General features: G+C 36.0%; 22 protein-coding genes. 16 read left to right on the forward strand and 6 right to left on the reverse strand.

What is annotated here, in order from left to right; all coding sequences use genetic code 11:
• The first annotated feature begins 80 nt into the window (after window positions 1-80).
• The 10 genes from ACWM35_RS08095 to pelG all read left to right on the forward strand — a co-directional run bounded on the left by ACWM35_RS08095 (window position 81) and on the right by pelG (window position 11,933).
• Window positions 81-1,031: a DMT family transporter gene (locus ACWM35_RS08095; protein ID WP_454817169.1), complete on the forward strand. Its 951-nt coding sequence runs from the start codon at window positions 81-83 to the stop codon at window positions 1,029-1,031.
• Window positions 1,028-1,627 (forward strand): short chain dehydrogenase, encoded by a 600-nt coding sequence (locus ACWM35_RS08100; RefSeq protein ID WP_454817171.1) that lies wholly within the window; start codon window positions 1,028-1,030, stop codon window positions 1,625-1,627. Before ACWM35_RS08095 ends, ACWM35_RS08100 begins: the two co-directional genes overlap by 4 nt.
• Window positions 1,628-1,789: 162 nt before the next feature.
• The gene (locus ACWM35_RS08105; protein WP_454817173.1) at window positions 1,790-3,070 is read left to right on the forward strand and encodes a hypothetical protein; all 1,281 of its coding nucleotides are present in this window, start codon (window positions 1,790-1,792) and stop codon (window positions 3,068-3,070) included.
• Window positions 3,067-3,357 (forward strand): EscU/YscU/HrcU family type III secretion system export apparatus switch protein, encoded by a 291-nt coding sequence (locus ACWM35_RS08110; RefSeq protein ID WP_454817175.1) that lies wholly within the window; start codon window positions 3,067-3,069, stop codon window positions 3,355-3,357. The genes ACWM35_RS08105 and ACWM35_RS08110 overlap by 4 nt, the downstream gene beginning before the upstream one ends.
• A 217-nt stretch (window positions 3,358-3,574) precedes the next feature.
• Window positions 3,575-4,111 carry a CueP family metal-binding protein gene (locus tag ACWM35_RS08115; protein ID WP_454817177.1) on the forward strand — a complete coding sequence of 179 codons (537 nt, stop codon included), beginning with the start codon at window positions 3,575-3,577 and terminating at the stop codon, window positions 4,109-4,111.
• 125 nt (window positions 4,112-4,236) lie between these two features.
• A complete protein-coding gene (locus ACWM35_RS08120; RefSeq protein WP_454817179.1) occupies window positions 4,237-6,420 on the forward strand; it encodes an NAD-dependent epimerase/dehydratase family protein in 2,184 nt (727 codons plus the stop codon).
• The gene (locus ACWM35_RS08125; protein WP_454817181.1) at window positions 6,413-7,297 is read left to right on the forward strand and encodes a PLD nuclease N-terminal domain-containing protein; all 885 of its coding nucleotides are present in this window, start codon (window positions 6,413-6,415) and stop codon (window positions 7,295-7,297) included. Before ACWM35_RS08120 ends, ACWM35_RS08125 begins: the two co-directional genes overlap by 8 nt.
• Window positions 7,290-9,116, forward strand: coding sequence for a DUF2194 domain-containing protein (locus ACWM35_RS08130; protein WP_454817183.1), 1,827 nt, complete (start codon window positions 7,290-7,292; stop codon window positions 9,114-9,116). The genes ACWM35_RS08125 and ACWM35_RS08130 overlap by 8 nt, the downstream gene beginning before the upstream one ends.
• A 1-nt stretch (window position 9,117) precedes the next feature.
• Complete coding sequence (pelF, locus tag ACWM35_RS08135) at window positions 9,118-10,545, forward strand: GT4 family glycosyltransferase PelF (protein WP_454817185.1); 1,428 nt, start codon at window positions 9,118-9,120, stop codon at window positions 10,543-10,545.
• A complete protein-coding gene (pelG, locus tag ACWM35_RS08140; RefSeq protein WP_454817187.1) occupies window positions 10,533-11,933 on the forward strand; it encodes an exopolysaccharide Pel transporter PelG in 1,401 nt (466 codons plus the stop codon). Before pelF ends, pelG begins: the two co-directional genes overlap by 13 nt.
• Window positions 11,934-11,971: 38 nt before the next feature.
• Here the strand turns inward: pelG and ACWM35_RS08145 are convergent, their stop codons facing one another.
• Window positions 11,972-12,799 carry a putative glycoside hydrolase gene (locus tag ACWM35_RS08145; protein WP_454817189.1) on the reverse strand — a complete coding sequence of 276 codons (828 nt, stop codon included), beginning with the start codon at window positions 12,797-12,799 and terminating at the stop codon, window positions 11,972-11,974.
• A 302-nt stretch (window positions 12,800-13,101) separates the two neighbouring features.
• Between ACWM35_RS08145 and ACWM35_RS08150 the strand changes: the two genes are divergently transcribed.
• From ACWM35_RS08150 to arsC, 3 genes are read left to right on the forward strand one after another with little or no spacing between them, the layout of a single operon-like run.
• Window positions 13,102-13,449 (forward strand): ArsR/SmtB family transcription factor, encoded by a 348-nt coding sequence (locus ACWM35_RS08150; protein ID WP_454817191.1) that lies wholly within the window; start codon window positions 13,102-13,104, stop codon window positions 13,447-13,449.
• A 26-nt stretch (window positions 13,450-13,475) separates the two neighbouring features.
• Window positions 13,476-14,537 (forward strand): ACR3 family arsenite efflux transporter, encoded by a 1,062-nt coding sequence (gene arsB / locus ACWM35_RS08155; RefSeq protein ID WP_454817193.1) that lies wholly within the window; start codon window positions 13,476-13,478, stop codon window positions 14,535-14,537.
• A 20-nt stretch (window positions 14,538-14,557) separates the two neighbouring features.
• The gene (gene arsC, locus ACWM35_RS08160; RefSeq protein ID WP_454817195.1) at window positions 14,558-14,980 is read left to right on the forward strand and encodes an arsenate reductase (thioredoxin); all 423 of its coding nucleotides are present in this window, start codon (window positions 14,558-14,560) and stop codon (window positions 14,978-14,980) included.
• A 405-nt stretch (window positions 14,981-15,385) separates the two neighbouring features.
• Here arsC and ACWM35_RS08165 read toward each other — a convergent pair whose 3' ends face one another.
• From ACWM35_RS08165 to ACWM35_RS08185, 5 genes are all read right to left on the reverse strand, one after another.
• Window positions 15,386-15,595, reverse strand: a complete 210-nt coding sequence (locus tag ACWM35_RS08165; protein WP_454817197.1) for a hypothetical protein — start codon at window positions 15,593-15,595, stop codon at window positions 15,386-15,388.
• A 59-nt stretch (window positions 15,596-15,654) separates the two neighbouring features.
• Complete coding sequence (locus ACWM35_RS08170) at window positions 15,655-16,125, reverse strand: ArsI/CadI family heavy metal resistance metalloenzyme (RefSeq protein ID WP_454817199.1); 471 nt, start codon at window positions 16,123-16,125, stop codon at window positions 15,655-15,657.
• Between the two features lie 147 nt (window positions 16,126-16,272).
• Window positions 16,273-17,139, reverse strand: a complete 867-nt coding sequence (locus tag ACWM35_RS08175; RefSeq protein ID WP_454817201.1) for a permease — start codon at window positions 17,137-17,139, stop codon at window positions 16,273-16,275.
• A 47-nt stretch (window positions 17,140-17,186) separates the two neighbouring features.
• Entirely contained in the window at window positions 17,187-17,405 is a 219-nt protein-coding gene (locus ACWM35_RS08180; RefSeq protein ID WP_454817203.1) for a hypothetical protein, read from the reverse strand.
• Window positions 17,406-17,475: 70 nt separating this feature from the next.
• Window positions 17,476-17,922, reverse strand: a complete 447-nt coding sequence (locus ACWM35_RS08185; RefSeq protein ID WP_454817205.1) for a MarR family winged helix-turn-helix transcriptional regulator — start codon at window positions 17,920-17,922, stop codon at window positions 17,476-17,478.
• A 123-nt stretch (window positions 17,923-18,045) separates the two neighbouring features.
• Here ACWM35_RS08185 and ACWM35_RS08190 point away from each other — a divergent pair, with 123 nt between their 5' ends.
• From ACWM35_RS08190 to ACWM35_RS08200, 3 genes are all read left to right on the forward strand, one after another.
• Entirely contained in the window at window positions 18,046-18,549 is a 504-nt protein-coding gene (locus tag ACWM35_RS08190) for an arsinothricin resistance N-acetyltransferase ArsN1 family A (protein WP_454817207.1), read from the forward strand.
• A 129-nt stretch (window positions 18,550-18,678) separates the two neighbouring features.
• Window positions 18,679-19,458: a hypothetical protein gene (locus ACWM35_RS08195; RefSeq protein WP_454817209.1), complete on the forward strand. Its 780-nt coding sequence runs from the start codon at window positions 18,679-18,681 to the stop codon at window positions 19,456-19,458.
• A 277-nt stretch (window positions 19,459-19,735) separates the two neighbouring features.
• Window positions 19,736-20,617: a radical SAM protein gene (locus ACWM35_RS08200; protein ID WP_454817211.1), complete on the forward strand. Its 882-nt coding sequence runs from the start codon at window positions 19,736-19,738 to the stop codon at window positions 20,615-20,617.
• The last annotated feature ends 77 nt before the right edge of the window (window positions 20,618-20,694 follow it).

Below are 20,694 nucleotides of genomic sequence, written 5' to 3' on the forward strand. Positions count from 1 at the left end.
ATACCCTTTTTATTCCAATTTGAACATTGCATAATATTAACTAAGAGGTACTTTTGAAATGTAATTTAGGGGGAATTGGAATGGTTATTCATTCACGTGTTTATCTGGCCGCATTATTGAATGCAACCATTGTGGGAATATCGTTTTTATTTACTAAAATCGCTTTAGAGGCAACAACACCCACCGATACGTTAGGATTTCGGTTTCTGGTAGCTTGGATTGCCTTAACAGTATTTTTGCTATTTTCAAAGACAAAGAAAATGAAAATAAATCTGAAAGATAAGAAACTCGTTTTCTCGTTATTAATCTTAGCCTTATTTTACCCCACCTTGTTTTTTAGCTTTCAAGCATTAGGGCTTAATTTTACGTCTTCATCTGAAGCGGGAATGATTTTCGCGTTTTCACCCGCCTTAACAGCTTTGTTCGCAGCTTTTTTCCTTAAGGAAAAAATAAATGGGATCCAATCGATGTTTATCTTTTTATCGATTTTCGGAGTCGTCTATATTTTTGTGATGAATGGCGGTTCGATTGGCGGTTCGGAGGAGCATTGGATCGGGATTCTATTTCTCTTCCTTTCCTGTCTCTCCATTGCCGGATATACCGTATTGGCAAGGTTTTTATCGATTGCTTTTAGCCCGATTCAGTTAACCTATGTCATGGTTACCTTTGGGGTGGTATTTTTTAATGGTTATTCCTTAGTAAAACATCAAGGAGAAATTTCTGAGTATCTCATGCTAGCTGCTAATTTGAAGTTTTTAGGAGCGGTTGTCTTTCTTGGTATATTCGCTACGATGATCACGGCTTTTTTATCGAATTTCATTTTATCAAAATTAACAGCTTCAAAAATGAGTATCTTTAACAATTTATCAACCGTCATTTCCATGATTGCTGGAGCAGTAATTTTGAATGAGTCGATCGAATGGTTTCATATCCTTGGGTCAACCATGATCATCATTGGCGTCATTGGAACCAATTTTTATAAAGGGAAATCAAGGATAACTAAAAAACTAGAAAAGGAGTTTGGAAGATGAGAATTTTATTAGTAGGTGCGTCAGGGACAATCGGGAGTGGAGTCTATAAAGAATTAGCTACAAGACATGAAGTGCTTGCGGCTGGGCGGAATGGAGCAGATGTATCGGTTGACATTACGGCTACAGACAGCATTAAAGCCATGTATGAAAAAGTAGGGCAAGTCGATGCTCTCATTAGTATTGCGGGGACTAACTACTTTGGAGCTCTCCATGATTTGACTCCAGAAAACAATGAACTCGCGATCCAAAGTAAGCTTAAGGGGCAGATTAACCTCGTTTTATTGGGGCTGAATAACATAAGTGATCGAGGAAGTTTTACATTAACGACTGGAGTTATTATGGATGATCCAATCATAGGTGGTGTTTCCGCGGCCATGGCGGGAGGAGCGATTAGATCTTTTGTTAAGGCTGCCGCCATCGAAATGCCTCGCGGTATACGGATTAATAATGTCAGCCCTAACGTTGTGATGGAATCCATGGATAAATATGGGCCATATTTTCCAGGATTTGAACCTGTTCCTGTCAGCAGGGTAGTTAATGCCTATCGGAAAAGTGCGGAAGGCGGACAAACAGGCCAAACGTATAGAGTCTATTAGAATAAAGATGAACAACAGGTCGATCTATGTCCTGTTGTTTTGCATATTGTGTGAGAGTTATATTTTCCCAAAAACTTGCCTACTTATTTAACAGGAAAAAATGGTATGATAAAAGCAAAACTTATGATGATCTAGCACTTGTGTTTTAAGGAGTATTTGCCCATGCATCCCGTACAACTAATTCAATCCCTCATTAATGCTGAAAATATCCAAAAAGCCTCCCAGGTTACGTTTAAGCCTGGGCAATACCTGTATGGCCGGGTAGAGAAAGTTCTTCCGAATCATACGGCCATCATCCAAATTGGGAATATGAAATTAATGGCCCATCTTCAGACAGATGTTTCCGCCAAGGATCATTATTGGTTTGAAGTCCGCTCGAATTCGAAAGAAGGTATTCAGCTCAAAGTAGTGGACGGTTTTGGCCAAACGCATTCTGCCCAGCAATTATTGGACAGCTTTCAGCTTCCTAATACCAAACAAAATGTAAAGCTACTCCAGTATTTTTTAGCAAATAACCTGCCATTTGCCAAAGAGCAACTAAAAGCAGCGGCTGCCTGGGTTGGTAATCAAAGTGATATTTCGAAAGACTTAAATGCTTTGGAATGGATGATCAAAAGAGATCTTCCTTTCACAAAACAAACCTTTCAATCGTTAGTGGCGGTTCAAGACTCACAATCTTTTACGATGCAATTACAGGAACTGGGAACATACCTTGACCAGCCAAAATTTGATTCTATGAAAACGTTACAGCCATTAAAAGACATGATTGCAAATCTTGCTGGAAATCAAACACTTAATGAGATTCCTTCAGGTTCAGATATTAAACAAATGTTGAAAAATCTAGTTCAATCCCTCGGTCTTGAATATGAAAATAACCTACAGATGCTGCCAAAAGAGATGAAGAATTCAATCGATTCATTGCAATCTTTAAAACCGTTATTAATGGGTGCCATGAATGAGTTAGGTACAAGCGGTAAGGAAGTAGAGCCCATTTTGAATCGGTTAACGGGAATGCAATTAATCTCGCAGGATCCGGTCGGACCATTGCAGCAAATGGTGCTACAGCTTCCGTTTACATTCAGGAATAAACAATCCGATATTACACTGCAATGGAATGGACGGAAAACGAGTAAAGGGCAAATAGATCCCGATTATTGCCGAATCTTATTTTATTTGGATTTACAAAGTATCAAGCAAACGGTGATTGATATGCAGGTTCAAAATAAGGTCATCCATGTTTCGATTATCAACGATGAAAAAGAAGTTGACCCGATCATATCAACATTAACACCTTCATTAAAAGAGAATCTGGAGAGGATTGGCTATAAACTATCCTTTATTCATGTGGCCCCTTCTACTGAAAAAAGGAAGCTAGACCAGCATTCAATGAATCTCGGCGAACTTTCAACAGAGTTTTATCGAAGGGTGGATATTAAAATATGAAAGAAAAAACAGGTAAACCACTCCAAGCTGTCGCCCTTTCCTATGATGTTAGCAAACATGCTGCACCAACCGTTTTAGCAAAAGGCAAGGGAGAGGTTGCAGCAAACATGATCAAAAAAGCCAAAGAACATAATGTACCTCTTCAAGAGGATTCATCGTTAGTAGAGTTATTAAGTCAGTTACAAATTAATGAGACTATTCCTGAACAGCTGTATGATGCGGTCGCCGAGGTATTTGCTTTTATTTATAATGTAGACCAACAGCATTCGAAGCTGATCAGGAAATAAGTAAAATGGTGAGATCTGAATTTACAGGTCTCTTTTTTGAAATAATAATTTAACATAATTATATTATGTAAACCACTAGTGTGTTTTATAGATAAAACACAAGTAAATTAAATAGAATGTATTCCTTACTATTTTGTGACAAAAGTGAGCGGCATATTTTTACTAGTAGATGAGATGGTATACTAGTTTAGAAGACAGAAAGGAAGTGAGGCGTTTTATGAAGGCAAAAATTTTCCTGCCAATTTTATTTTTATCTGCTGCATTAGTGGGTTGCGGACAAGCAGGTTCCGATGATGAAGCTGTTTTAAAGGAAAAAAAGGTGGATAACATTAGAGAATTAGTAAGCGATTATAGTTCAAATAAAACAACGAAAGATACTGCATCGATTACTTCCCAAGAGTTAATAGTCAAGAAAAGTGATGGAAGCGAGTCAACTTATGACGTTTCTAAAGAAGATTTTTTCGTTTCTATTGCACCTTATGTAAATGAAACTCACCCCTGAACGAATCATAGCTTGACAGGTTGTCAAGGTGAATTGGTTGAAGAAGAGTTTGATGTATACATTGAGGATAAGGAAGGTAACGTGATCCTTGAGGAAAAAGTGAAATCCCAATCCAATGGATTTTTTGACTTATGGCTCCCTAGGGATAAAACATATCGAATAAAGATTGAACATGGTGGAAAAGTATCGGAATCTGAAATTTCTACATTTGAGGATGACGCTACTTGCATATCAACCATGCAGCTATTATAAAAGCACCTTTCTGGTGCTTTTTTTTGCCTGTGCTCTTTTTATGTCGGATTTTGTAGATTTCTGTTTGGAAATATATTAAATTAGATTTACACGGAATAGATTCTAACATGAACACGAGGTAAACTATGAAGGTTTTAATTACGGGCGGTTACGGCTTTATTGGATCTTTTGTTGCAGAGAAATTTTATCGTGAGGGCCATGAGGTACATATACTTGATAATCTTTCTACTGGAAAAAAGAGCAATATATATTTTCGCCATCAGGCTTATATCTACAACATTGAGGATGAACAATGTGAACAAATATTTAAAACGAATAAATTTGATGTCGTCATTCATTTAGCAGCACAAGTGAGTGTCCAAAAGTCGATTGAGTGCCCATCACAGGATTCAAAAGTGAATGTGATGGGCTTAATTAATATTTTACAGCTTGCCAAAAAATATTATGTTTCCAAATTTGTGTTTGCTTCCTCTGCTGCGGTATTTGGAGATAATGAAGTCATCCCATTGACTGAGGAATCAATTTGCAATCCCATCTCACCATATGGGATGAACAAATTATTGGGAGAGTACTATTGTCAGAAGTGGAATGAAGTCTATCAGTTAGACACCCTTTGTTTCCGTTTTTCGAATGTCTATGGGCCAAAACAGGGAAATAATGGAGAAGGTGGTGTTATTTCTACCTTTATAGAAAAAATAATCAATAATGAGGAAATAACGATCTTCGGTGATGGAACACAGACGAGAGATTTTATCTTTGTTGAAGATGTTGCCGAGGCAATCTATCGTTCTGTTAAAAAAAATGTTTCAGGCTTAATGAATCTTTCAACCAACACGGAAACAAGTGTGAGTCAGCTGGTAGAGCATTTAAAAAAGATAGATCCAATCAAAGATGTCGTGTATCGTGAGGCACGAAATAATGATATTCACTATTCGAGATTGGATAATGAGAAAATAATGCAAGAAGTGAATTGGAGCCCTAAATATTCGGTAGAGGAAGGATTAAAAAGAACATACCAATGGTTCTCTACAAACAATGCCAACGCAAGCATTGATGAAGTAAGCAAAAATAAGAATACTGGAATCACCTTCTTTATCGAGCAATCAATGAAATCCTATCTTCCGTATATTGAAAATATTTTTCTCTTTCTTATCACTGCCATCCTTCATATTCAATTCGGGGATTTATTCTATCATTTTGATCTTCTATTAATCTATATCTTGTTAGTGGGAATTATTTTTGGGAAAGTTCAAGCTGTTATCGCTTGTGGTTTGTCCATTATTCTATACGGCTGGCAAGGATTAATGAACGGGAGAGAAATCCTTTCGTTATTTATGGATCATCGGACTTTAATTCAATTTGGCATTTATTTATTTGTAGGTCTACTCACAGGTTATGTTATTGACAGAAAAAAGTTAAGAGAAGATACTGCGGTTCGTGAATTACAATTGTTTCAAGAAAAATACCAATTACTTGATGAAGTATATATGGAAACAAGAAAGGTGAAGGATGCTTTACAAACACAGATTCTCTATTCAGAGGCAAGTGTAGGTGAGGTCTATACCATTATTAGGAAGATTGATAGTTTAGAGCCAGATGAGGTTTTTAACGGAGTAATTCATGTTCTTGAAGAAATTATGAAAACAAAAGAAGCAGCCATTTATCTTGCTGGACAAGGAAATCGCTTTTTACGGCTTGTTTCAAAATCGAATGCTGATCTTTCCAATTTTCCGACTTCGATTGAAGTTTTGAAAAACAGTCCATTTGCAAATGCCGTCTTAGAAAACAAGACGTATATTAATCGTAGACTTGATCCCCAATTTCCAATGATGATTGCACCAATATGGAAAGATGGTGCTGCGGTTGCTGTCATTTGTATTCAAGATATGAACTTTGATTACTTAAATCTTTATCATGAGAATTTATTTCATGTCGTGACAAATTTAATTACGGATTCCATTATTCGGGCATTTGAATATGTTCATGCTACACAACGTGAGCGTTATATTGAGGGAACGACGATTTTAAAGCCAGAGTATTTTAAAAAGATATTAGAATCTAAACAAAAAGCTCAAGAGCATCATAACATTCCTTATTTTATTACGAGGGTTATACCGGTAAAAAATATGGAGCGGGTATTAGAAAGAATTTCAGCCACCTTAAGAGACACCGACTATATCGGTACCGATGAGGATGGTACGTATTGGATCCTTCTTTCCAACACAGATAAAGAAACGGCAAAGCCAGCTATTAATCGTTTTGTATCTATCATTCAACAACACTATCATGAGGAAGAAATCTATGCTTAAGGGTTTGTTGGTATATTATCTAATCGTCGCCATCTATTTGCTTATACATCTAAGAAAAAGACAAAAGAACATCGTTGTTAAGCTGATTGTTTCCATCTTTTGTCCATTTTTTGGCTTAATTATCCTATACTTTATGTTCCATAATCGAAAGGTTGATGGAGCGTTTATACCTGAGGGAATCATTGAAAAGCAGAAAGAGCAAGCAGACATTTTACGAAAAGTAGACTTTGAGCGTGAGACTAGTTTTGTTCCGATGAAAGATGCTTTACTTCTAAATGATAACCAAACGAAACGGAAAATGCTGTTGGATATCTTAAAAAATGATACATTCAGTCACATCGGGATCCTGCAAACAGCATTACACAACGATGATAGCGAAACCTCGCACTATGCTGCCACTGCAATACAGGACATAAAGAGTCAATTGTTGTCTTCCATTCAACAAATGGAATATCAATTGGAGAAGCATCCTGATAACCAGAAGCTATTAACCTCTTATGCAGAGGTGATAAAGTCGTATGTAAATACAGGTTTTTTAGATAAAAGAACAGAAAAGAAATACTACTATCATTATTCTCAAATGATGGAGAGAATCATTGAAATCGTGCCGACAGAAAAGGATTATTATATTAAAAAAATTAATTGTGACATCCTATTAGGAGAATTATCTAGTGCAGAAAAATACTGCCAAACCTTTTTAGATTATTGTTCCAATGAAGAGGAAGCCTATTTTATGTCAATGAAGCTCTATTTTTCTATGAAAAATCAAGTGAAATTTAATAAAACATTACAAATGCTTAGAGAGTCATCTGTAAGACTTTCTCCAAATGGTTTGAATAAAATTAGATTTTGGTTACAGGGTGACTCAAATGAATGAAAAATTTAGTTTAGGAAAGAGTATTTACGTTGTGATTGGATTTGTCTTTGTTTTTGGCCTTTTTATAGGAGGAGTAAACTCTAATTATGTTCTTAAATACTTTCCAAATGGAATATCGGTTGAGAAGGAACAAATAATTACAAAATTGTCTGATCAAGCAGTTAAAGACTTTAATAATGAAGAATACTTACTTATTTACAACGATGAGAATCCCGGAAGTGTCGGCATTAAGGACAACATTGCAGCAACACTGGATTACATGAAGAAAAAGATAAGCACGGTTACCCATTCCAATCTTCCTCCATCCTTTGATGAGTATAAATATGTCATTATTGCTTGTGAAGAGGTTAGCAATCTAGTAAATCAAAATATATTAGACTCTTACATGGAGAAAGGCGGCATGGTTTTTTTCGCGATTCGACCAGAACTAAACGGTTCACTGCAAAATTTCTATCAAAAGCTCGGAATTAGTGAAATAGGGAAATTTGTTACTCCAAATGGATTGACCCTTAATTCCAATGTATTAATCAAACAAAAAAACCTGACTATGAAACGAGAAGAGATAACGGCGAACTCTTCCTTATCTGTGAAATTAGCAGAAAACTGTAACATTCATATTGAGTCACTCGATCAAGTACCGTTACTTTGGGAGGTTCCCTATAAAAATGGAAAATTTATGGTTTTTAATGGAACCATGCTTGCGACAAAAGGAAGTCGTGGTTTAATTACGGGTGCTTTAAGTATGTTAAATAAAAATTATCTTTATCCGATTATGAATATGAAGGTATTTTATATGGACGATTTTCCTGCACCTATTCCAAAGGGAAAAAATAAAAGGATTTATGATGAATATCGTAGGGATATTCCCAGTTTCTATCAAGATATTTGGTGGCCAGATATACAAAGAGGGGCAGCAAAATATGACGTGAAATATACAGCTTTGGTGATTCAATCTTATGAAGACGATATCACACCGCCGTTTTCAGAAGATAAACAAGAACGAAATTCGTTTATCCAATTTGGACGTGAGTTATTGAAAATGGGCGGAGAAATTGGCGTCCACGGTTATAATCATCAATCGCTGACTGTCGATCCCAAAATAGTAGAGGATTTAGGATATCACACATGGAAAAGTCAAGCGGATATGGAGGAATCGCTCAACACCGTGGAAGACTTTATTCATGATCTATATCCTAATTCTGAATTAAAAACCTATGTTCCGCCCTCTAATCGTATCGATACACTAGGAGAGGGAGCTGTAACAAATGCGTTACCAACTATTAATGTTCTATCATCCTTGTATTTACCAGACAGTGAAGGTAAAGCAGCTGTCCATGAGTTTGCCCAAGGAGATCGTTTTATTTATTTTCCAAGGTTGACATCAGGTTATGAATACACACAAAAAAAGAAGTGGTTTATGGTAAATGGAGTTACCTCTCTCGGTATCGTATCCCATTTTATTCACCCTGATGATATTTTAGATAATGAAAGATCATTTGGAAAATCGTGGGGCGAGTTAGGGAAGGAATATGACCGATTTTTACATGAAGTTCATTCAGATTATCCTTGGCTTAAGAGTACCACTGCAAATAATGCAGGGAAACAACTAGTAAACTATTTAAATGCTGAAGTATTCATCAATGATGAAGGCGACCGAATCTCTGTGCAAATTGATCGGTTTCCGGGTGAGATGAGTTTCATTCTTCGGACAAACAAGAAAATGGGGAAGTTAGTCGATTGTGAGGTTCAAAAAGTGGATAAAGATGTTTACTTTATTAAAGCGAAGAGGGCATCTATCGAGATAGGATTGGTCGAGTAAAATGAAAATTTGTATCATCGCTGAGGGATCTTACCCCTATGTAACCGGGGGAGTTTCTAGCTGGGTTCAAACACTAATAACGAATATTCCGGAACATGAATTTATTATTTATGCAATTGGTGCTGAGAAAAAATCCAAAGGGAAGTTTAAGTATTCACTTCCAGCAAATCTGCTTCATATTGAAGAAGTTTTTTTAGATGATTTTACTGAAAATGAAATGAAATGGGGAAGAGATTTTAAATTGTCTCATAATGAGAAACAAGCTTTGAAATCTTTATTTGCTAGCAGGGAACCAGATTGGGACACTTTATTATCGATGTTTTCAGGAAATCGTATCGATTCTCCGATTAATTTCTTGAAGAGTAAAGACTTCTTCAATGTTGTTCATGAAATTTGTCTGGAAAACTATGACCAAGTTCCATTTACAGACATGTTTTGGATGATGCGTTCAATGGTATTACCTCTATTTCTTTGTATGAAGCATCCATTACCTAAGGCGGATCTTTATCATAGTGTTTCTACCGGATATGCTGGTGTCCTTGGGGGATTAGGGAAATTTTTACATCGTAAGCCGTTCCTTTTAACAGAGCATGGGATTTATTCACGGGAAAGAGAAGAAGAAATCATAAAATCACAATGGGTAAAAGGTTATTTTAAAGATCTTTGGATTCAATACTTTTACAATATTTCCAATTGCGCCTACCGTTCTGCCGATCAGGTTACTTCATTATTTCAAAAAAATAAAAATATCCAGGTTGAGCTAGGCTGTACCCCTGATATAATTTCGATTATCCCAAATGGGGTTGATTTTGCGGACTACTCTTCAATGCCAGAAAAAAGAAAGAATCCTGGTGATGAGATAAATATAGGGGCGATTGTCCGAGTAGTACCCATTAAGGATATTAAAACGATGCTTCAGAGCTTTGCTCTTGTAAAACGGGAAATACCAAATGCAAAATTCTCTATTATCGGGCCTACCGATGAAGATGAGGATTACTATCAAGAGTGCATCCAGATGGTTGAAAATCTTCAACTAGAAGATGTTTTCTTTACTGGAGAGGTAAATGTTCGCGACTACTTGAATCAGATAGATGTTCTCGTTCTATCAAGTATCAGTGAAGGTCAACCACTTGTGCTGCTTGAAGGAATGGTTTGTGGTATACCGTTGGTTGCAACTGATGTAGGCAACTGTAAAGGCCTTCTTTTAGGGGAGCAGGATGATTTAGGTGAGGCGGGAATCGTGGTTCCGGTCATGAACTATGTTGAGATGTCAAAAGCGATTATCTATCTAAGTCATAATGAACAGATGAGACAAAGAATGGGCAATATTGGGCGTGAACGAGCAAAACGCTTCTACACAAAGAAACGCTTTATTGAACAGTATCAACAACTTTATGAAGACATGGTGAAAAGCGAATGGCAGGAATAGGTTTTCAATTAAAGAAATTATTTAATGAACATGGACTTTTGGCCAATGTTCGTGCGTATAGCTATTCGACGGTTGTCACGATAGGTCCGCTAGCTTTATGTATTCTACTCATGACATTTGTTCAGCTTTTGCTTCAAGCGGCAAATACTCCATACGCTGAACGGGAATTGTTCCTAGCAGGATCACAATATGCATTGATTTTTTCACAGATCATCACCGGTGGTTTTAATCTAACAATATCAAGATTTGTTGCAGACCAAATTTTCCTAGAAAAATATGAGAATATTTTATCCTCTTTATATGGAGTTATCTCGATTTGTATTTTGATTGGTGGTATCACCGCATTTTTGTTTTTTTTAAACTCACCGCTCGAATTCAACTTTAAATTTGCTTCCTATATATTTTTTGTCGAACTAATTATCGTTTGGATTTTATGCATGTATGTCTCTGCCTTGAAAAATTACATGAAGATCGTAAAAAGCTTTCTAATTGGGGTAACGATTTCAGGACTAGCTATTTTCGTTTGTATTAAATTTTTTCAAATCAATAGTGCGACAGCGATGATGGCATGTTTGGATTTAGGTTTCTTTTTCATGGTGGTAAAGTTCATCCAGTATATTCGTGAATACTTTAAGGTGAATAACTTTCAGTATTTTCGTTTCCTCCATTATATAAAGAAATATCCATTGTTATTTATTTGCGGATTTCTCTATACCTTAGGGTTATACGGACATAGCTTCATTGTTTGGTTGGGACCATACCAGCATAAGGTTGCTGAAACTTTTATTATTGCTCCTTTTTATGATGTCCCTGTCTTTTTTGCTTATTTAAGTGTGCTTCCAGCGATGGTCCTATTTGTTGTTTCACTTGAAACTTCCTTTTATTCTGTATACAAAATGTACTATAATCGGATTCTAAATTCCTTTCCCTTGAAGGATATTTTATCAGCGAAGAAAGACATGTTCCGTGTTCTAAAAATTGAGCTAACCTTTATGACTGAAATGCAATTATTTGTGGCCATTTGTTCGATTGCGCTTGGGGTGAAGTTTCTCCCTTTAGTAGGATTAACCTTTGAACAAATTCAAATCTTTATTATGCTCGTTCTAGGTTATCTGTTTTTCATCCTAATGTACACGGTAGTATTACTTTTACTTTACTATGATGATCAAAATGGGGCATGCTGGACAATCGGGATTTATACTATTGGCAGCATGCTGCTAACAGTGATTCTCCTGCAGTTTGGGAATTTAGGATTTTCTATTTTTTTCATCGCATTCATAAGTTTGCTATTTGGATTAAGAAAATTCAACCGTTATTTAAATAATATTGATTATTACACGTTCTGTTCACAACCTCTCGTACCAAAAAAATTATCCAATTTACCTTAAATTAAAAGAGACAGACCCTTGTAGGGAGCTGTCTCTTTTTAATGGTAATGATCATTTTTATTTTCAAAGGGAATAAAGCCTTGCTCCTCACTATATTTGGCACTATTTTTATCGTGCACAACAGTGAAGACTGCTAGGTTTTCTTTTTGCTGAAGTTTTTGTAGGTATTTGACCCACTTTTGTCCCCACTGGCTATTTGTTAATTGCTTTTTGTTGAAGTCTTCCCACATAATTCCGTCAACATAATCCTTTGAAATCGTTTTTAATGTAGGGAACCCCCAGTTTTGTATAAGAAGCATGTCTGGGTATTTCTGCGTGATTGTCTGTAAGAGCACGTGGTAGCCAGCCCGTAAATGGGCGGACACTTCTTCGTTATCATGATAAAAATCATCAATATCTCCAACTGTGTCTAAAAAAATTCCATCAAACTTCTTCTGGATAATTTCTTCCTCAATTTCATTTATTAATAGCTGTTGGTAGCGTGTACTGGCGATGTCCATTAAGTAGGTATCCCATTTATCAATATAAATCTTTTCAGCATTGTCCAATAAATAATCGCTTTCCTTTACTTTACTGACAAACTTTTTATCCCAATTTTGTAATTCCATAATGCTGATATATCCGAAAGTAAGTGTTCCAGTTTCCTTAATTTTTGAGACATGTTCTTTGTTGACTTGATGTGGTTCTAGAATTGCCATATCATAGTTACCTAGCTGTTCTGCCTCAGAATCATTCACTTCTCCATAATAGATTTTATAATTCTTAACATTTGTTAATGGATTATTAAAAGGGATCATATTGGGTGAACACTGGGTTAAGAGGAATGAAAATAGAAAATTTACAGCTAGAAAGGGATATTTAACCATAAAAATTGTACTCCTTAATCAATAACTTTGTTTCCAATATAATTTTACCATTCTTTACACAGAACAGGATAGTTTGCAAGATCGAGATTTTTGTATTTAAGGTCTTGCATTCAATTTGATCTTTCAATATGATATAAGCATATAGTTATATATTGATTTAACGTGTAGCAAGACGTCTATTAATCCTTGAATGGATTGCATAAGTAATGACTATTCAACAAAAAATGTAAACAATATATAATTTTATGGATTTTAAATAGGTATATTATTATTTACTTATATAGAGATTGGAGGTGTTTGTAATGTTGAAATCAATAATGGAATTAGAGGGAGCTGCTAACGTTTTAAAATTATTGGGAGATAAAACACGTTTGACGATTGTGGCAATTTTGAAACAACGTGAATGCTGTGTTTGTGAATTCCTAGAAGTGTTCGATACCAGTCAGCCGTCGATCAGCCAGCATCTGCGAAAATTAAAAGATGCGGGAATCGTTAAGGAAGAACGGAGAGGTCAGTGGATATACTATTCGCTGAATCAACAAAACGAGTTATATGAAATGATACAGAGTATTTTAGAACATGTGCCTAATCAAATAGATAAAATCAAAATGATTGAAAAAAGCAACCCCACACTTCGATGCGGTTGCTAGTTTTATTTTAAATTGGGAGTGAGAAAATGAGTAAGACATCAAAGAAACGCCTTTCTTTCCTGGATAGATACCTAACGATTTGGATTTTTCTTGCTATGGCAATAGGAATCGGATTAGGATTTGTTTCCCCGGGATTTGTTGATAGCATGAACAACTTGCAGGTTGGAACGACATCGATTCCACTTGCTATTGGATTAATTTTAATGATGTATCCTCCATTAGCGAAAGTTCGTTATGAGGAAATAGGGCGAGTATTTAAAGATGTAAAAGTATTGGCATTATCCCTTGTACAAAACTGGATCATAGGACCAACTCTTATGTTTTTATTAGCCATTATTTTTCTTCCAGATAAACCAGAGTATATGGTTGGTCTCATTATGATTGGCTTGGCTCGTTGTATTGCGATGGTCATTGTATGGAATGATCTTGCAAAAGGAGATTCGGAATATGCAGCCGGGTTAGTAGCATTCAACTCTATATTCCAAATGCTATTCTTCTCCGTTTATGCGTATGTGTTTGTAACAATCATTCCAGAATGGATTGGACTCGAAGGTGCTGTTGTTAACATTACTATGATAGAAGTAGCAAAATCGGTTTTTATCTATCTTGGATTACCATTTCTTGCTGGTATGATTACACGTTATACACTGGTTAAAGCAAAAGGCAGACAATGGTATGAGAAAGTATTTATTCCTAAAATTAGTCCTATTACATTAATTGCTTTATTATTTACGATCATTATCATGTTCTCTTTAAAAGGGGATGCGATTGTAAGCTTGCCATTAGACGTAGTTCGTATTGCCATTCCTTTATTAATTTACTTTGTGATCATGTTCTTTGTTTCCTTTTTCATGGGAAAGAAAATTGGAGCAAACTATCCTGTAACAACAACCCTCGCTTTTACAGCTGGAAGTAATAATTTTGAATTAGCAATTGCTGTAGCTGTTGGTGTATTTGGTATCCATTCTGGCGCAGCCTTTGCAGCAGTTATTGGCCCACTTGTAGAAGTACCAGTAATGATCGCATTAGTAAACGTGGCTTTATGGTTTAAAAGAAAATATTTTAAAGAACACGCAGCTAAAAACTAATCATAAAGGTGGAAAACAACATGGATAACAAAAAAACAATTTACTTCTTATGTACAGGAAACTCTTGCCGAAGCCAGATGGCAGAAGGTTGGGCTAAAAAGCATCTTGGTGATGAGTGGGAAGTGAAAAGTGCCGGGCTTGAAGCTCATGGATTAAACCCTAATGCCGTAAAAGCAATGAAAGAAGCGGGCATCGATATCTCAAACCAAACATCTGATGTTATCGACCCTGAAATTTTAAACAGTGCTGATTTGGTTGTTACTCTATGCGGACATGCACTAGATCACTGCCCGGTAACTCCTCCATATGTAAAACGAGTTCACTGGGGATTTGATGACCCTGCAAGGGCAGAAGGAACGGAAGAGGAAAAATGGGCATTTTTCCAACGTGTCCGAGATGAAATCGGCGATCGCATTAAGCGTTTTGCTGAAACGGGTGAGTAAGAGGATTGGATGGCCAGGAGAAATTATTCCCTCATGGCTTTCATTGGGAAGTAATTTAATTTCTTTATTCTTAGAAGTTATTAAAGTAATTAGGTAGTACAAGAGGGGGAAATGGACATGAAAATCACCGACGAAGCTCGCGATGAATTTAAAAAAATGTTCAAAGAAGAGAATGCTAACAACATTCGTATCTTTTTTGATGGCTTTGGCTGAGGACAGCCTCGGATTGGACTGGCTCTGGATGAGCCAGAAGCAGACGATATTGTCGTCACTATAAATGATATAAAAGTAGCAATTGACCCTATTATTGAACCGAACACCGAAGACCTTTTACTTGATCGAAGTGGAAATGGTCATGGGATTTCAATGATAGGTAATACAGGAAGATGCTGTTAAAAAAGACCTTTATAGGTCTTTTTTTAATTGAAGTTCATGAAATGCATCCAAAAATTGATGATATGTTTGTATGCCGTATTCCTCAATGTTGCAATGGAAAAATATCTCCATGGCAATCTCTTTTGCTTGCTCAACCGTACAATTTCTTGAAAGTCTAATTAGATTTAAATAAGATAAAAAATACTCCTTCTTTAAAGCACCTGCATGATTCACGGTCATACAATTCCCCCCTAAAAAAGGGTCTCAACTAAGGATGAGACCCTTAATATATCATGAAATTATTTCGAACAGCAATTGGTTGTATTAGTACTATGAATAGTCGTCTTTTCAACCTCCAGTTCGGGAGTGCAACAAGATGAAACATTTTCACTGTTTACATCAACATCTGCTTTTGTATAGAAAAACTCCCACTCGTTTCCGTCAGGGTCAAGAACCCAAAATTTATCTTGGAGAGCATAGCAGCATGTGGTGTTCATTTCTTCGTATTGTGTAAGAATACCATTTTCTTCAAGTCTATTCTTGTGAGCACTAACCTCATCAGTACTTTCAACCTGAATTCCAAAATGTCCTACTTGATTGCCACTTACTTCATCCCGAAGATTAAGGGTAAAGTTTAATCCAGGTGATTCAAGAAGAAACTTTGCATAATCAGCCTTTATTTTAACCGGTTCAACTCCAAAAACTTTACTATAAAACTCGATTGATTTTTCTAGGTTTGTAACATTAAGACCTACATGTGCGTATTTCATTCATCTTCCTCCTAGTATCAATTGTTTTTTTGTACTTCTTCAGGTTGAACCTTTTCTTCTTCTTTTACTTCCTCAATCTTAACATTGCAGCATGAACTTTCTTTCTTTTGAAATAGACCTTTTAGGATACTCATTATAGTTCCCTCCTTAAATAATGTAGAATAAAAATCCAGACATAGTAGACATCGTAAAGACTGAAGCAACGAACGCGAAGACGAGTTTCTTTTTGAATATGCTATTTAATAAAGTTAACTCAGGTAGACTTGCACCTGCTGAACTTATCATGAGAGCCATTACTGGACCCAAAGCCATCCCTTTGGCTATCATGATTTGGGAAATTGGTATCATAGTAGAAAGTCTAATATAGAGTGGAATACCAATAATCGCAGCTATAGGAACGAGCCACCACTTATCACCCCCCATAAAAGTAGATATCCAACTGGTTGGAACAGCTCCGTGAATGAATGCACCTATAAATGCACCAATTAGTAAATATGGATACACACTTTTCATTAGTTGTAGCGTTTCAATTAATGCAGCTTTAAATTGAAATTTCTTATCTGGTTCTTGATACCCCTTTACTACAACATTTTTTATTTGTTCTTCAAAACCAAGCTTTTCTAAAGCAAAACCAATTATCACAGAGAGGATGGATGTTATCACTGTGTAAGTAACGGCAACTTTTACTCCGAGGACTGCTGTCATCAGTGTGATTATGGTTGGATCGAGAACGGGAGAAGAGAATAAGAAAATCATGACAATGCCAAATCGCACCTTTTTATTTAGGAGAGTAACTACAACTGGAATGGTTGAGCATGAACAAAATGGTGTGATAAATGCAAATCCTAAAGCAACTAGTGCACTTACTAATGGATGGCTTTTTTCCATCATTCGTTCCATCTTTTTATATGGAATGAACCCCTGTAATAGATTTATTAGAAAAGAGATTCCAATGAACAATACGGTTAGTTCTAATGCTATTGATAAAAAACTATGAAATACTTCGGACCACATAAGCTCCCCCCCATTTATTAACCACATTTCCAATCAAATTTTGATTGTTAATTATCACAACACATTGGTTGGGTTGTGATATTACAGCAATATGGTGTTTCTGTAAGATTATTTTGTGTGTTTTTAGGATTTGGCTTATAGAAGAACTCTCTATATAACCTTTCCATTCCATTTGTTCTAGAATATTTGCTATTCAATACAGCTCTTTCCATTTCCTCTCTTTTCATTTCGTAATAAGCTTTTAACTGCATTTCGTTTAAAAACATATAACTACCTCCTTTTTTTAGTTGCATTTTGCAAGTATTTATTTATTATAAAAGAGCAAGTGATCCTTGCTCAAATTAATGGTTTACAGCAAACAGTGGATTTTGACATGGCATCGTTTAGTAATTTAACGGATTTAATGACCATTTCCCGTTCAAATTCGCTCATATTTGAAAATACTTCATTTAAGTATTGGTTCATTTCTGCATCAATTTTTGCCGCTACATAATTTCCTTGAGCAGTTAAAGTAAGGAGTGAAACACGTCGATCATCAGGAAGAGGTGTTTTTTTAACCAATTCCATTTTTACTAGTGTTTGTATTTGGCGACTAAAAGTCGTTATATCCATCCCCAGAGTATCAGCAACTTGCTGCATCGAAGGTTTATCATTACGGAGAATTTCATAAAGGATATGGCTCTGTACAAGGGATATTTCAGTTTCACCTATTTGACAACAGTTTTTATTTAAAAGACCAAATCGTCTTGTCATAATTTGGAACATTTCTCTAACGTTTTCCATTGCTTTTCACCTCTGATTTATTTATATACAATTTATTTGCAAATTGCAACCATTTTCTCTTTGAAATTGGAAATTTTATTATATAATGGTTATTAGTAAGGAAAATTTAGGGGGGTATAAGAAATGAGACAGGATTTTATAACAAGACAGGCTTCAATAAATGATCTGGAATCGATTTTAAACATTTATAACCAAGGGATTGAAGATAGGGTTGCAACGTTGGAAGAAAACCAGAAAGATATTGCTTACATGAGGGAATGGTTTAAAACCCATAACGGCCGCTTTGCCATCATAGTAATTGAAAATGACGACGAAATAGTTGGATGGTCTTCATTAAATCCTTATTCTAATCGTTGCGCCTACGCCGGAGTAGCCGATTTATCAATTTATATAAGAAGAGATTATAGGGGAAGAGGAGTCGGTTCAAAATTAATTAAAGAAATTGAATATATCGCGATTAAGAATGACTTTAATAAAATCATCCTGTTTACATTCCCTTTCAATAACTTAGGGCAGGGTCTTTACAGAAAAAATGGATATAGAGAAGTCGGGGTATTTAAAAACCAAGGGAAATTAGATGGATGCTTTGTTGATGTAATGATTATGGAAAAAATCCTTATACCTTAAATTTTTATTTTACTAACGTATTTTCCCAACATGAAAACATTCACGAATCTGCCATATTTTTCTGCTAACCACCCTGTCCCATATACACACTCCTTTCTATATAGAAGGTAGAAAGTGTGGTGCAAAAATATGAATTTAAAATCTGTCAATATTGTAGGCTTCGAGCATTTTTCACAGTTTACAAGTCTTAAGGAGTTTAATATGAACATGGAAATGTGGTTATTGGAACATAAACAGGAGTTTACAAAGGGTGAGCTAGTCGGATTGAAACGGCTGGTTCGCTTTGCTGCGAAATTTCCTGGTGTGTGCAATGCGAAAATTGGAACGATTCTAAAATCGATTAACGAGGACTATCATGACAATGGAATTTCCCGCTCAACGTTCAAACGCATGACGCAAAAAGCACTAGTATTAGGAATTCTAACAATCCATGAAACGGAAAGGAAGAACGGTTCTCAATCAAGTAATCTCTATGTTTTTAATCGTTTTCCTGCAAATGAACCACCCAAACCGGAAGAATTGAACTACCTAAATAAAACTATTATTCCTTCTAAAACTATTAATCAAAAGATAGAAGAACGTACAGAAGCGCCGTTAGAATTAAATCACAACTTTGTTAGTGATCGAGTTCCTCAGGAATTTGTCCAGCTCGTTAAATATTTCTATCCAGAAGCGAAGACCATCGAAGAATATTGGAAAATGGCAAAAATAGCTGCTTATCGGAATGTCTGTGAAGAAAAGCCAGAAGTCCTTGCTATTGCGCTCCATAGCTTTAAGCAGCTCATCAATAAAGTAAAGACAGCAAAAGTCCGCAATCCATTTGCTTATTTTTACGGAATCGCCGATTCGAAGTTCCATCGGTTATTTTATGATGATGTATATGTGGAGCATGGGATTGCAATAAACTAAAATGAGCAGACCTTTCGTTCAGAATGAGGATCCTTATAGACCAAAATAGTATTTAGGTGAGATCAATTTGAACCAAGCAATACCAGAGATTACTCCAGAGATTACAACAGAGAAAAATAATACATGGCCTATTCATTAAATATCTGAAGCTGCCAAAGAATGAAATCATTCCTAATGTTTGCAAAAGTGTTTCCAGAAAGAAATAATATATTAAAGGACCTTTCAAGAGGTTTTTAGTATCATGTCTTTCACTTGATGGTGGAGAGGAGCAACTGAGATGGGGATTGATATGAAAGAAATTCTATCCAAAAATATTCTAACCGAAGCAAAAGGGTATTTGGATGTTGGTTTTACGCATTCCTTGAATCCCTATAGTGGTTGTGCGTTTTCTTGCAGATATTGCTATGTAAGGGAAATGCCGATGCAAAGATTCAAAGGTATCCCTTGGGGAGAATGGTTGAACATCAAGTCGAATGCAGCAGAAAATTACCGAAAAGAAATCATGAAACTTCGCAAGAAGGACAATCCGGTAAATATTTTTATGTCCTCGGCAACCGATCCATACCAACCCGTTGAACGTACAGCTACCGTTACACGTGGGATCCTACAAGAAATGATTGAAAATCCGCCTGATTTTCTTCAAATTCAAACACGAAGCCCGCTGATTACAAGGGATATTGATTTGTTACTAAAATTACAAGAAAAATGTGAGGTCCTTGTTTCGATGACGATTGAAACAGATCGGGAAGATGTAAAGCAAATATTTGCACCATATGCACCTGGAATTATATTACGTCTAAAAGCAATAAAAGAAATCCACGATGCGGGAATAACGACTCAAGCCTCGATTTCTCCTGTGCTGCCATTTACTCCTGACTTCCCTAACTTGCTGGAAGGGATTGTGGACCATATCTGGATCGATACGCTAAGTATTGGCGATGGAGCAATGGGGAAACGATCCACAAGATTAGGCATGCCAAAATTATTTGAGGAGCATGGATTATCGGATTGGTACAGTAAAGACATACATCTTCGAGTTGAAAAGTACTTTAACAAATTCTTTCCAAGTGAAATGATAAGAGTTTCTAAAGATGAAGCGTTTCCTTTAACTAAATCCACACCGGATTACTTTGATTTCGATCGTCAAAATGAAATTTAACTTGTGCCTATTAGCACTTTAGAAACCACAAAATCTATGGTGGGTTTAACACGAGTGTGGTGTGTTAACTTAGCACA

This window comes from Neobacillus sp. K501, from assembly GCF_053749995.1.

What these genes read in the sequence shown, in the direction of transcription:
- ACWM35_RS08095 (WP_454817169.1), top strand. Translation starts at nt 81, where the DNA reads ATGGTTATTCATTCACGTGTTTATCTGGCCGCATTATTGAATGCAACC.
- ACWM35_RS08100 (WP_454817171.1), top strand. Translation starts at nt 1,028, where the DNA reads ATGAGAATTTTATTAGTAGGTGCGTCAGGGACAATCGGGAGTGGAGTC.
- ACWM35_RS08105 (WP_454817173.1), top strand. Translation starts at nt 1,790, where the DNA reads ATGCATCCCGTACAACTAATTCAATCCCTCATTAATGCTGAAAATATC.
- ACWM35_RS08110 (WP_454817175.1), top strand. Translation starts at nt 3,067, where the DNA reads ATGAAAGAAAAAACAGGTAAACCACTCCAAGCTGTCGCCCTTTCCTAT.
- ACWM35_RS08120 (WP_454817179.1), top strand. Translation starts at nt 4,237, where the DNA reads ATGAAGGTTTTAATTACGGGCGGTTACGGCTTTATTGGATCTTTTGTT.
- ACWM35_RS08125 (WP_454817181.1), top strand. Translation starts at nt 6,413, where the DNA reads ATGCTTAAGGGTTTGTTGGTATATTATCTAATCGTCGCCATCTATTTG.
- ACWM35_RS08130 (WP_454817183.1), top strand. Translation starts at nt 7,290, where the DNA reads ATGAATGAAAAATTTAGTTTAGGAAAGAGTATTTACGTTGTGATTGGA.
- pelF (WP_454817185.1), top strand. Translation starts at nt 9,118, where the DNA reads ATGAAAATTTGTATCATCGCTGAGGGATCTTACCCCTATGTAACCGGG.
- pelG (WP_454817187.1), top strand. Translation starts at nt 10,533, where the DNA reads ATGGCAGGAATAGGTTTTCAATTAAAGAAATTATTTAATGAACATGGA.
- ACWM35_RS08145 (WP_454817189.1), bottom strand. Translation starts at nt 12,799, where the DNA reads ATGGTTAAATATCCCTTTCTAGCTGTAAATTTTCTATTTTCATTCCTC.
- ACWM35_RS08150 (WP_454817191.1), top strand. Translation starts at nt 13,102, where the DNA reads ATGTTGAAATCAATAATGGAATTAGAGGGAGCTGCTAACGTTTTAAAA.
- arsB (WP_454817193.1), top strand. Translation starts at nt 13,476, where the DNA reads ATGAGTAAGACATCAAAGAAACGCCTTTCTTTCCTGGATAGATACCTA.
- arsC (WP_454817195.1), top strand. Translation starts at nt 14,558, where the DNA reads ATGGATAACAAAAAAACAATTTACTTCTTATGTACAGGAAACTCTTGC.
- ACWM35_RS08165 (WP_454817197.1), bottom strand. Translation starts at nt 15,595, where the DNA reads ATGACCGTGAATCATGCAGGTGCTTTAAAGAAGGAGTATTTTTTATCT.
- ACWM35_RS08170 (WP_454817199.1), bottom strand. Translation starts at nt 16,125, where the DNA reads ATGAAATACGCACATGTAGGTCTTAATGTTACAAACCTAGAAAAATCA.
- ACWM35_RS08175 (WP_454817201.1), bottom strand. Translation starts at nt 17,139, where the DNA reads ATGTGGTCCGAAGTATTTCATAGTTTTTTATCAATAGCATTAGAACTA.
- ACWM35_RS08180 (WP_454817203.1), bottom strand. Translation starts at nt 17,405, where the DNA reads ATGTTTTTAAACGAAATGCAGTTAAAAGCTTATTACGAAATGAAAAGA.
- ACWM35_RS08185 (WP_454817205.1), bottom strand. Translation starts at nt 17,922, where the DNA reads ATGGAAAACGTTAGAGAAATGTTCCAAATTATGACAAGACGATTTGGT.
- ACWM35_RS08190 (WP_454817207.1), top strand. Translation starts at nt 18,046, where the DNA reads ATGAGACAGGATTTTATAACAAGACAGGCTTCAATAAATGATCTGGAA.
- ACWM35_RS08195 (WP_454817209.1), top strand. Translation starts at nt 18,679, where the DNA reads ATGAATTTAAAATCTGTCAATATTGTAGGCTTCGAGCATTTTTCACAG.
- ACWM35_RS08200 (WP_454817211.1), top strand. Translation starts at nt 19,736, where the DNA reads ATGGGGATTGATATGAAAGAAATTCTATCCAAAAATATTCTAACCGAA.